This window comes from Streptococcus sp. WM07, from assembly GCF_004570525.1.
Classification (GTDB): Bacteria; Bacillota; Bacilli; order Lactobacillales; family Streptococcaceae; genus Streptococcus.
The window spans coordinates 1-10127 of the sequence record NZ_SPPZ01000056.1; the positions used below are offsets into that span (position 1 = coordinate 1).

The following is a 10127-nucleotide window of genomic DNA, read 5'->3' on the forward strand; positions in this document are numbered from 1 at the left end:
TAAGGAGTGCCTCTAAACCTCCTTCTAGATAACGGTTCAATAAGTTTCGTACAGTTTGATGAACAAAACCTACTGATTTAGCTACTGCTGTTAAATTCTGACATTCAGAGTAGAGAATGAGAGCTTGAATTTTCCTATGGTGCTGTGCATTCTTTTTATCTTTCAGGGCTTGCTTCAATTCGCTAATTTGATATTCATTTAGTTCGACTTTCATACCTTATAGTATACAGCTATTTTTGTTTTTTGTTAAGTATAAGGTGTTGCGGAGTGAGGGGAAAGCCTCCTTCTTTATGTTCATCTTTTTGTGAAAATGAGGGGCTTTTTCTCTATTCCAAGGTGTATTGTGGTATACTAGATAGGTTACAATTAAGTTGGTGGGATGGAAGCGTATGCTCAAAAGGATGGCATCTCATCGCCAGTTCCTGGGAACAGGGGCCGAGATTGTAAAGAGTTTCCATCCCAATTGATTGATAGAAAGAAGAGACCATTGAAATTTTTAGAATTAGGTTTATCGCAAGAATTATTGACAGAGATTGAGAAGGCTGGTTTTGAAGAAGCAAGTCCCATTCAGGAGCAGACGATTCCCTTGGCTTTGACTGGTAAAGATGTTATTGGACAGGCACAGACTGGTACAGGGAAAACGGCTGCTTTTGGTTTGCCAACATTGGAAAAAATTAGACCCCAAGAAGCAACGATTCAAGCTTTAGTGATCGCACCGACGCGGGAATTGGCAGTGCAAAGTCAGGAGGAGTTGTTCCGCTTTGGCCGTTCTAAAGGAGTGCGCGTGCGCTCTGTTTATGGGGGCTCAAGTATCGAGAAGCAAATCAAGGCTTTGAAGGCGGGAGCACATATTGTCGTAGGTACGCCAGGCCGTCTCTTAGACTTGATTAAACGTAAGGCTTTGAAACTAGATAAGATTGAGACTTTGATCTTGGATGAAGCGGACGAGATGTTGAATATGGGCTTCTTGGATGATATTGAAGCGATTATTGAGCGTGTCCCAGCTGAGCGTCAAACGCTTTTATTCTCAGCGACTATGCCAGATGCGATTAAGCGAATCGGTGTACAGTTTATGCAAGAGCCTGAGCATGTGAAAATCGCAGCTAAAGAGTTAACAACCGAATTGGTTGATCAATATTATATTCGTATCAAGGAGCAGGAGAAGTTTGATACGATGACACGTCTCATGGATGTTGAGCAACCTGAATTAGCGATTGTCTTTGGGCGGACTAAACGTCGTGTAGATGAGTTGACACGGGGCTTGAAGATTCGTGGGTATCGCGCAGAGGGAATCCATGGAGACTTGGATCAAGGCAAGCGTCTTCGTGTTCTTCGTGATTTTAAAAACGGCAATTTAGATGTTTTGGTTGCGACAGATGTAGCAGCGCGTGGTTTGGATATTTCGGGAGTGACTCACGTCTACAACTACGATATTCCGCAAGATCCAGAAAGCTATGTTCATAGAATTGGTCGGACTGGTCGTGCTGGGAAATCAGGTCAATCTGTAACCTTTGTTTCTCCAAACGAGATGGGTTACCTTCAAATCATTGAAAATTTGACCAAAAAACGCATGAAGGGTCTTAAACCACCAACAGCGGAGGAAGCTTACCAAGCTAAAAAACAAGTTGCTCTTAAGAAAATTGAACGTGATTTTGCGGCAGAAGACTTTGTAGCTAAAGCTGCCAAAGTTAGCAAGGATGCTATTCAGTTGGCGAGTGAATTTTCTCCAGAAGAACTGGCAGCTTATATTCTAACCTTGGTGGTTCAGGATCCAGATAGCTTACCTGAAGTAGAGATTGCCCGTGAGAAACCATTACCATTCAAACCGTCTGGAAACGGACAGCGTGGAGGAGGTCGTGGTCGCCGCGAAGGAGGTTACCGATCTGGTAATCGTGACCGCAATGATCGTCGAGATCGCAACCGTCGAGATAACTACAAAGGTAATCGTCGCAACGACCGCTTCGAAAAAGAAGGCCGGTACCGTAAAAACACCCCCAAAAAAACCTCCAGTGAAAAGAAAACCGGCTTTGTGATACGGAACAAAGGAGATAAGTAAAACTCTCCAGTGGAGAGTTTTACCCCGAGCCAAGAAATAGGGTAGCGAGGCAGTTCAGTGGAGTAGTAGTGGTAGAACGTTTCACGTTCACGCCTTGAAAACTCAAATCATCAATTCCTGACTCTTTGATTACCCCGAGCCAAGAAATAGGGTAGCGAGGCAAGTCCGGTGGGGCTCGCATAGTTTCTGCTGACTGGTTTGATTCTGGAGTTTTCAATTGAACAGTGTAAAAACCTGAGCGGCATTCTGCCAGCTCAGGATTTTACGGTTAATGAGGGAAGAGGATAGCGTCTGCTGTGCTGGTAACTGCGCAGGCTGTGTAGTCTTGTGGGGTCATGAGCGGGATAGTTTGGGAGCAGAAGGCAATGCCTTTGAAGGCTCCGTAAAATCAGCTAAAGAACAGGTTCGCTTCTGTTGACCCGCCTCCTTGAATGGATATAAGTTCAGTTGTGGTGAGTTGGCTCATCTCATTTTCTCCTTCTTACTAAATAGCTTGCGCAAAACCCTGGCCGATCATGCAGAGTTGGGGAGCGATAGTGGTTCAGCTTAGGATTTCGACACTGGGAATGAAGCTATCGGTCATAGCGCTGCTTCCAGCACAAATAGCAATCGCACGACTGGCTTCCAAACAAGATAGCCGAAAAGTAAACGTAATACAATTTGTAATAGGGCATTCGTGACTAAAGTTATGTAAAAGTGAATATTCATGCTAATCTCCAATTGTTTTATAATGGATCAAGGTTAGTTCTTTTTTATAACTCCGCAGTTATTCTATTTTCGATCAATGTTATGAAATGTCTTCAAAACGTTCTGAACGGTAAAATTGGGTCGCTTTAAGGTAAGTCAATAGGTGATTTTCAGACAGGAGGTCTGGAGATGTGCTATAATGGAAATAATAGATATGAATGAGGATTTGCCATGTATATTGAAATGCAGGATGAGACTGGGCGTGTGTCCAAGGATATGATGGTTGATATTGAAAAGCTGGTTGAATCGGCAGCTAAGCGAATTGGAAAAGAAGACAAAGAAATGGCCATCACCTTTGTAGACAATGAGCGTATCCACCAAGTGAATCTGGAATATCGTGGAATGGACCGTCCGACTGATGTTGTCAGTTTGGAATACAAACCAGAAGATTCGATCTCTTTTGAAAGAATGGAAATGGATGAGGCAGACTTAGCTGAACTCTTGGGAGAGTTCGATGCCTATATTGGAGAATTGTATATTTCGGTAGATCGGGCTTTGGAGCAGGCTGCTGATTACGGGCATTCTTTTGAACGGGAAATGGGCTTCTTAGCTGTCCATGGTTTTTTACACATCAATGGTTATGACCATTACACCCCCGAAGAAGAAGCAGAAATGTTTGGATTACAGGAAGAGATATTGACAGCTTATGGACTCACAAGGGAATAAACGCAAGTGGAAAAATCGAGATCTTGTCTCTAGTTTGGAATTTGCCCTAACGGGAATTATCACAGCTTTTAAAGAAGAGGCTAATATGCGGAAGCATTTAGTTTCAGGATTTCTCGTGATTGTTGCGGGTTTGATTTTTCAAGTTTCAGCTATTGAGTGGCTCTTTTTGTTGTTGAGTATTTTTATGGTGATTACCCTAGAGATTGTAAACTCAGCGATTGAAAACGTTGTGGACTTGGCTTCCAATTATCATTTTTCCATGCTGGCTAAACATGCGAAGGACATGGCTGCAGGAGCGGTTTTGTTCTTCTCTGGTTATGCTGTGATTACAGGTCTAATTATTTTTGTACCTAAAATTTGGAATCTATTTTTTTAAGTATAAGGAGAATGAATGTCTTTTAAATCAGGTTTTGTGGCGATTTTAGGTCGTCCTAATGTTGGGAAATCGACCTTTTTGAATCATGTTATGGGGCAAAAAATTGCCATCATGAGTGATAAAGCACAAACGACACGGAATAAAATCATGGGGATTTATACAACCCCAGAGGAACAAATCGTCTTTATTGATACCCCTGGTATTCATAAGCCTAAAACGGCTTTAGGGGACTTTATGGTTGATGCAGCTTACTCAACCCTTCGTGAGGTGGATACCGTCCTCTTTATGGTGCCCGCTGATGAGCCTCGTGGTAAGGGAGATGATATGATTATCGAGCGCCTGAAACAGGCTAAAGTTCCAGTGATTCTTGTTGTTAACAAATTGGATAAGGTAAATCCTGAACAACTATTGGATCAAATCCAGGATTTCAAGGATCAGATGGACTTCAAGGAGATTATTCCGATTTCTGCTCTTCAAGGGAACAATGTATCTCACTTGATTGGTGTCTTGTCCGAAAATCTTGATGAAGGGGTCCAATACTTCCCAGAGGACATGATTACTGACCATCCAGAGCGTTTCTTAGTATCTGAGATGATTCGTGAAAAAGTGCTTCATTTGACGCGGGAAGAAGTTCCGCATTCAATCGCTGTGGTTGTTGACAGTATGAAGCGAGATGAGGAGACAGATAAGATTCATATTCAGGCTACCATTATGGTAGAGAGATCTAGTCAAAAAGGTATTGTTATTGGTAAGGGAGGTGCCATGCTTAAGAAGATTGGTACTCTAGCCCGGAAAGATATTGAGACCATGTTAGGAGACAAAGTTTTCCTAGAGACTTGGGTCAAGGTTAAGAAAAATTGGCGAGATAAGAAATTGGATTTGGCCGATTTTGGTTACAACGAAAAGGAATACTAATGCCAGAATTACCTGAAGTAGAGACCGTTCGCCGCGGTCTTTCTCCATTATTAAAAGGCAAAGTGATTGCTCAAGTGACGGTTCTCTATTCACCGATGGTGCGGACAGGAGCTGAGACTTTGGTCCATGACCTGCTAGGTCAGGAAATTCAAGATGTTCAGCGGCGAGGCAAGTACCTCATTTTTGACTTGGGGAAGCATGTCCTGTTATCTCATTTACGCATGGAAGGAAAATTTTTCTTTCAAGAAGAACCACAAAAGCCCTTGAAACACCAGCATGTTCTGATCGATTTTGAAGATGGATCTCGCTTAGTTTATCAGGATGTTCGGAAGTTTGGAACCTTAGACTATTTGGAAAAGGATGCTCTAGAAGCCTATTTTAAGTCTAAGAAACTAGGTCCAGAACCAGTTGAAGAGGCTTTTCGTTTGAAGGAATTCCGAGAGGGTTTAGAGAAGTCACGCAAACCTGTAAAATCGCTTCTCTTAGAGCAACGGCTTGTGGCTGGTTTAGGGAATATCTATGTGGATGAGGTTTTATGGCAGGCTAGGATTCATCCCTTGCGTCAAGCTTCCAGTTTATCTGCCCGAAAGATTACTCAACTTCGGAAGGCTATTATTGAAGTCTTAGCTGAAGGAGTAGCTCGTGGCGGATCTACTATTCGAACCTATAAGAACGTATTGGGGCAGGCTGGCACTATGCAGGAAGTCTTGAAGGTTTACGGTCAAGAAGGACAACCCTGTCCTCGTTGCGGTCAAGCCATTGAAAAATTCAAAGTTGGAGGAAGGGGTACACATATCTGTCCCCGCTGTCAGAAGTTATGAAATCCAAAATAATCGGCTTAACGGGTGGTATTGCTTCCGGAAAAAGCCAAGTGACTCACTATTTACGGCAACAGGGCTATAAGGTGGTGGATGCAGATCAAGTTGTTCATGAGTTACAGCTTCCTGGAGGCCCTTTATATCAGCTATTAGTGGGATATTTGGGAGATGAGATTTTAGATAAGACAGGGAGCCTCAATCGAACTTTACTGGCTCAACGTTTCTTTTCAGATGTAGATTTACGTGCTTGGTCTACGCGTGAGCAGGGACGTGTGATTCGGGAGGCTTTGGCAGCTGAATTAGAGCAGGCTCAGAGGTCTGGACAAGTTGTCTTTTTTGATATTCCACTTTTGTTTGAAGAGGAGTATGACGGTTGGTTCGAGTCAATTTGGTTGGTTTATGTTGATGAGACGACTCAATTGAAGCGTCTGATGCGGCGAAATGCTCTCTCAGAGCTAGAGGCACGTAAGCGTCTGGTCAGTCAGTGGTCATTAGCGCAGAAAAGGCCCTTAGCCAGTTTTATTTTGGACAATCGTGGGCATTTAGAGCAACTTTACCAGCAAATTGATCAGGCCTTGTCTGATTTGAGGAAGGATGTTTAATCCATAAATAGATGAGAGTATATGAGAATTAAAATTCAATTGCGTTGCCAATCTTGTGGCAGTCAAAATTATATCAGTAGTAAAAATCCTCAATCGCATCCAGATCGAATCGAGGTGCTTAAATACTGTCCTAAGGAGCGTCAGGTAACGACTCATCAGGAAATGAAGTAGGGATGGTCGATGGTTTACAAGTTGGGGAAACTATGCTAATATAGAAGGGATTTGAAGGAGTTTGGCAATGTTTCAATTATTATTAACTGTATTTTTAGTCCTATCTGTTATTTTGGTCATGGTCATTTTTATGCAACCAACTAAGAATCAATCTTCTAATGTGTTTGATTCTAGTGGCGGTGATCTATTTGAACGTACAAAAGCTCGGGGATTCGAGGCAGTTATGCAGCGAACAACTGCTGTGTTGGTCTTTTTTTGGCTAGCGATTGCCTTGGTTTTAGCCGTGTTATCAAGTATTTAAGTATTTAGGGCGAGTTGGAGTAAGGCCAGAGGTCTTGCGTGCAACTGCCCTTTTTTTGAGAGGTGTAAATGAAAGAAAAAATGATGGTCCTATTGAAAGAGTCTGGGCCAATGTCAGTAGACCAGTTAGGAGATTCTTTGGGAATGAAGAATGCCAAGGAATTTACGAGTCTGGTCAAAGAAATCTCCCGTTTAGAAGGGCAGGGAAAGTTGTCTTTCACGGATGAGGGAACGATAGCTCTGAAAAAATTTAGGAAAAAAAACGTAGTTCCCAAACTTGAAGGGATTTTTCATGCTCATAAATCGGGATTTGGTTTTGTGACGGTTGATGAGGCCGAACCAGATGTCTTTATTGGTCGAGACCTGGTGAATCATGCGATTGATGGGGACAGGGTTCGAGTAGAGATTCTCAAAGTTGCAGATCGTATGAAAGGCAGCTCTGCGGAAGGCAAAATTGTGGATGTCCTTGAACGCTCTTTGACACGGATTGTTGGGAAGGTCATTTTGGAAGAAGGGAAGTCCAAGTACCCAGCTTATATTCGTTCTCGTAACCAGAAGATTAATCAACCGATTTATATTCAAAAAGGAGATTTCCAATTACAGGGAACGGAGGTTGTGAAGTTAGTAATTCGTGACTATCCGAATAAAAAACATCCTTATTTTGTCGCAGACTTGATTGAAATTGTAGGTCAGGTAGATGATACAGGTATTGATGTCTTAGAGGTTCTAGAATCGATGGATATTGTATCGACTTTCCCGGATGCTGTTTTAGCGGAAGCTGAAGCAATTCCAGATGTTCCTAGTGCCAAAGATATGGAAGGAAGACTAGACCTGCGTTCAGAATTAACCTTTACTATTGATGGAGCAGATGCCAAAGATTTGGATGATGCTGTCCATATTAAGCGTTTGGATGGTGGGAACTTTGAGCTAGGTGTTCATATTGCGGATGTTTCTTATTATGTGAAGGAAGGCTCTGCTTTGGACAAGGAAGCTCTAGAGCGTGGAACATCAGTCTATGTGACGGATCGTGTTGTACCGATGTTACCGGAACGTCTGTCTAATGGCATTTGTTCTTTGAATCCGCAGGTGGATCGTCTAACCCAGTCGGCTATTATGGAGATTGACCGTCGAGGAAAAGTGGTCCGATACCAGTTGGCTGAAACAGTTATCAAAACTAGCCAACGGATGACTTATTCGGATGTGAACGCGATGATTGCTGGGCAAGATGAGGTGATTCAAGCTTATCCAGAATTATTAGAATCTGTGGCAGCTATGGTGGATTTGCACAAAATTTTGGAGCAAATGCGGGTGGATCGCGGCGCTCTTAATTTTGATACCAATGAGGCTAAAATTTTAGTCAATGCGAACGGAAAGCCCGTTGATATTGTTTTACGTCAACGAGGCTTGGCGGAGCGAATGATTGAGTCCTTTATGCTAGTGGCCAATGAGACTGTTGCGGAGCATTTCTACCGTAAGGATTTACCGTTTATCTATCGTATTCACGAAGATCCTAAGGCTGAGAAATTGCAAAAATTTATTGATTTTACAGCTAGCTTTGGCTTACGGATTTATGGTACAGCCTCTAAGATGACCCAAGCATCTCTTCAGGATATTATGGCAGCTGCCAAGGGACAGGTCTATGAAGAGGTTTTAGCAATGATGCTCTTACGGAGTATGCAGCAGGCTCGTTATTCGGAGCATAACCATGATGGACATTATGGCTTGGCTGCTCCCTTCTACACCCACTTCACAAGTCCGATTCGGCGCTATCCAGATTTAATGGTGCACCGGATGATGCGGGATTATCGGAAGAGTACAGAAAAAGCGGGTCATTTCCAAGAAGTATTACCGGCGATTGCTAGTCAGTCTTCCAATCGGGAACGTCGAGCGATTGATGCGGAGCGTTTTGTGGAATCCATGAAGAAAGCGGAGTTTATGTCAGACTTTGTGGGGCAGGAGTTTGATGGTGTCATTGCTTCAGTGGTGAAATTTGGGATTTTTGTAGAACTTTCCAATACGGTTGAAGGATTGATCCATGTTACCAACCTACCTGAGTTTTACCATTTCGATGAACGAACTCTATCCCTGCGTGGTGAACGTACTGGTACAACTTTTAGAGTCGGACAGCCGATTCGCATTCGGGTTGAACGGGCCGATAAAGAGACTGGAGAAATCGATTTTGCCTATCTAGCTGGTGGCGAGGTGGAGAAGAAGTCCTCCCGTTCTAAGCGCTCGCAGCGCGAGCGCAAGAAGAAACGGGAACAGTCCCAACCATTTTACAAAAAACAAGTAAAAAAAGGAGGTCGTCATGGCCAAAGGAGAGGGAAAGGTCGTCGCTCAAAATAAGAAAGCACGTCACGACTATACTATCGTTGATACCATCGAAGCTGGGATGGTTCTGACTGGAACGGAAATTAAAAGCATTCGTGCGGCTCGGATTACACTCAAGGATGGCTTTGCGCAGATTAAAAACGGTGAAGTTTGGCTAAGCAATGTTCACATTGCCCCTTATGAAGAAGGCAATATCTGGAATCAGGATCCGGAACGCCGTCGTAAGCTCCTCCTCCATAAAAAACAAATTCAGAAGTTGGAACAGGAGACCAAGGGAACAGGAATGACGCTAGTCCCTCTCAAGGTGTACTTAAAAGACGGTTACGCTAAATTACTATTGGGACTTGCTAAAGGTAAAAAAGATTACGATAAGCGTGAATCAATTAAACGCCGTGAGCAAAATCGAGATATTGATCGACAAATGAAGAGTTTCAATCGTCGCTAGGAGGTAGGAGATGCAAATATCCAATCGTTTTAGTATCGGGGTTCATATTTTGGTTCTTGTTGCAAGACAAGAAGAACAGGAAATCTTATCGAGTGAAGATTTAGCTGGTAGCATTGGTGTCAATCCTGTGATTGTTCGCAAAGTCATGTCACAACTGAAGAATTCGCAACTGATCCAAACAAGACGAGGAATTGCTGGAGTTGAACTCACGAAAGCTCCCCAAAATATTCGTCTCTATGATATCTATCAAGCAACTGGAGGGATTGGTGCCGATAAGCTTTTCCGTTACCATGAACAACCCAATCCGAATTGTGACGTAGGACGAACGATTCATCAGGTTCTTGATGAGCATCTGGAGGAAGTCCAATTAGCTATGGAAGAGAGGCTCAAAGGGAAAACCTTAGCTGATCTTTTAGCTACCAGTCAAGAAAAAATACAAGGAATTGAAAACTGATCTGTAAAGGTCAGTTTTTATAATTTGCTGAATTAGGAAGGAAATTATGTAAGCGCCCAATAACAAGGTATCTTTAACCGAACTAGAAATCTAGCTATACTAATCTTATAAATCATCAAGATGGAGATTGATATGGTAGATTCTCGCTCGTTCACTAGGATAAATTTATGTGATTTAGGTCGGGTTCATTTGATAACTGGTAAAACAGATATGAGGCAAGGAATTGATTCCTTGGCTTACTTAGTG

At 42.8% G+C, this 10127-nt stretch carries 12 protein-coding genes; 11 read left to right on the forward strand and 1 reads right to left on the reverse strand.

Features of this window, described 5'->3' with window-relative positions; translation table 11 throughout:
• A partial coding sequence (locus E4T71_RS07060; RefSeq protein ID WP_135034965.1) for a helix-turn-helix domain-containing protein occupies positions 1-214 on the reverse strand: 214 nt, incomplete at its 3' end.
• 273 nt (positions 215-487) lie between these two features.
• On the opposite strand from E4T71_RS07060, the gene E4T71_RS07065 reads away from it, so the two are divergent.
• The 11 genes from E4T71_RS07065 (at position 488) to E4T71_RS07115 (ending at position 9881) form a co-directional block, all read left to right on the forward strand.
• Positions 488-2056: a DEAD/DEAH box helicase gene (locus tag E4T71_RS07065; RefSeq protein ID WP_135038440.1), complete on the forward strand. Its 1569-nt coding sequence runs from the start codon at positions 488-490 to the stop codon at positions 2054-2056.
• A 918-nt stretch (positions 2057-2974) separates the two neighbouring features.
• Entirely contained in the window at positions 2975-3469 is a 495-nt protein-coding gene (ybeY, locus tag E4T71_RS07070) for an rRNA maturation RNase YbeY (RefSeq protein WP_135038442.1), read from the forward strand.
• On the forward strand, positions 3450-3845 hold the full coding sequence (locus tag E4T71_RS07075) for a diacylglycerol kinase family protein (protein WP_135038444.1): 396 nt from the start codon (positions 3450-3452) through the stop codon (positions 3843-3845). The genes ybeY and E4T71_RS07075 overlap by 20 nt, the downstream gene beginning before the upstream one ends.
• Positions 3846-3860: 15 nt before the next feature.
• Positions 3861-4760: a GTPase Era gene (gene era, locus E4T71_RS07080; protein ID WP_135038446.1), complete on the forward strand. Its 900-nt coding sequence runs from the start codon at positions 3861-3863 to the stop codon at positions 4758-4760.
• Positions 4760-5581, forward strand: a complete 822-nt coding sequence (mutM, locus tag E4T71_RS07085; RefSeq protein WP_135038448.1) for a DNA-formamidopyrimidine glycosylase — start codon at positions 4760-4762, stop codon at positions 5579-5581. The genes era and mutM overlap by 1 nt, the downstream gene beginning before the upstream one ends.
• Positions 5578-6180, forward strand: coding sequence for a dephospho-CoA kinase (gene coaE, locus E4T71_RS07090; RefSeq protein ID WP_135038450.1), 603 nt, complete (start codon positions 5578-5580; stop codon positions 6178-6180). The genes mutM and coaE overlap by 4 nt, the downstream gene beginning before the upstream one ends.
• Before the next feature lie 21 nt (positions 6181-6201).
• Positions 6202-6351, forward strand: coding sequence for a 50S ribosomal protein L33 (gene rpmG, locus E4T71_RS07095; protein ID WP_135038452.1), 150 nt, complete (start codon positions 6202-6204; stop codon positions 6349-6351).
• Between the two features lie 67 nt (positions 6352-6418).
• Positions 6419-6652 carry a preprotein translocase subunit SecG gene (gene secG / locus E4T71_RS07100; RefSeq protein ID WP_135038454.1) on the forward strand — a complete coding sequence of 78 codons (234 nt, stop codon included), beginning with the start codon at positions 6419-6421 and terminating at the stop codon, positions 6650-6652.
• A 68-nt stretch (positions 6653-6720) separates the two neighbouring features.
• Positions 6721-8997: a ribonuclease R gene (rnr, locus tag E4T71_RS07105; RefSeq protein ID WP_135038456.1), complete on the forward strand. Its 2277-nt coding sequence runs from the start codon at positions 6721-6723 to the stop codon at positions 8995-8997.
• The gene (gene smpB / locus E4T71_RS07110) at positions 8960-9427 is read left to right on the forward strand and encodes an SsrA-binding protein SmpB (RefSeq protein WP_135038458.1); all 468 of its coding nucleotides are present in this window, start codon (positions 8960-8962) and stop codon (positions 9425-9427) included. Before rnr ends, smpB begins: the two co-directional genes overlap by 38 nt.
• Before the next feature lie 10 nt (positions 9428-9437).
• Positions 9438-9881: an Rrf2 family transcriptional regulator gene (locus tag E4T71_RS07115; RefSeq protein WP_135038460.1), complete on the forward strand. Its 444-nt coding sequence runs from the start codon at positions 9438-9440 to the stop codon at positions 9879-9881.
• Positions 9882-10127 lie beyond the last annotated feature (246 nt).

Coding starts and splice junctions, on each gene's coding strand:
- ybeY (WP_135038442.1), top strand. CDS start 2,975: ATGTATATTGAAATGCAGGATGAGACTGGGCGTGTGTCCAAGGATATG.
- E4T71_RS07075 (WP_135038444.1), top strand. CDS start 3,450: ATGGACTCACAAGGGAATAAACGCAAGTGGAAAAATCGAGATCTTGTC.
- era (WP_135038446.1), top strand. CDS start 3,861: ATGTCTTTTAAATCAGGTTTTGTGGCGATTTTAGGTCGTCCTAATGTT.
- mutM (WP_135038448.1), top strand. CDS start 4,760: ATGCCAGAATTACCTGAAGTAGAGACCGTTCGCCGCGGTCTTTCTCCA.
- coaE (WP_135038450.1), top strand. CDS start 5,578: ATGAAATCCAAAATAATCGGCTTAACGGGTGGTATTGCTTCCGGAAAA.
- rpmG (WP_135038452.1), top strand. CDS start 6,202: ATGAGAATTAAAATTCAATTGCGTTGCCAATCTTGTGGCAGTCAAAAT.
- secG (WP_135038454.1), top strand. CDS start 6,419: ATGTTTCAATTATTATTAACTGTATTTTTAGTCCTATCTGTTATTTTG.
- rnr (WP_135038456.1), top strand. CDS start 6,721: ATGAAAGAAAAAATGATGGTCCTATTGAAAGAGTCTGGGCCAATGTCA.
- smpB (WP_135038458.1), top strand. CDS start 8,960: ATGGCCAAAGGAGAGGGAAAGGTCGTCGCTCAAAATAAGAAAGCACGT.
- E4T71_RS07115 (WP_135038460.1), top strand. CDS start 9,438: ATGCAAATATCCAATCGTTTTAGTATCGGGGTTCATATTTTGGTTCTT.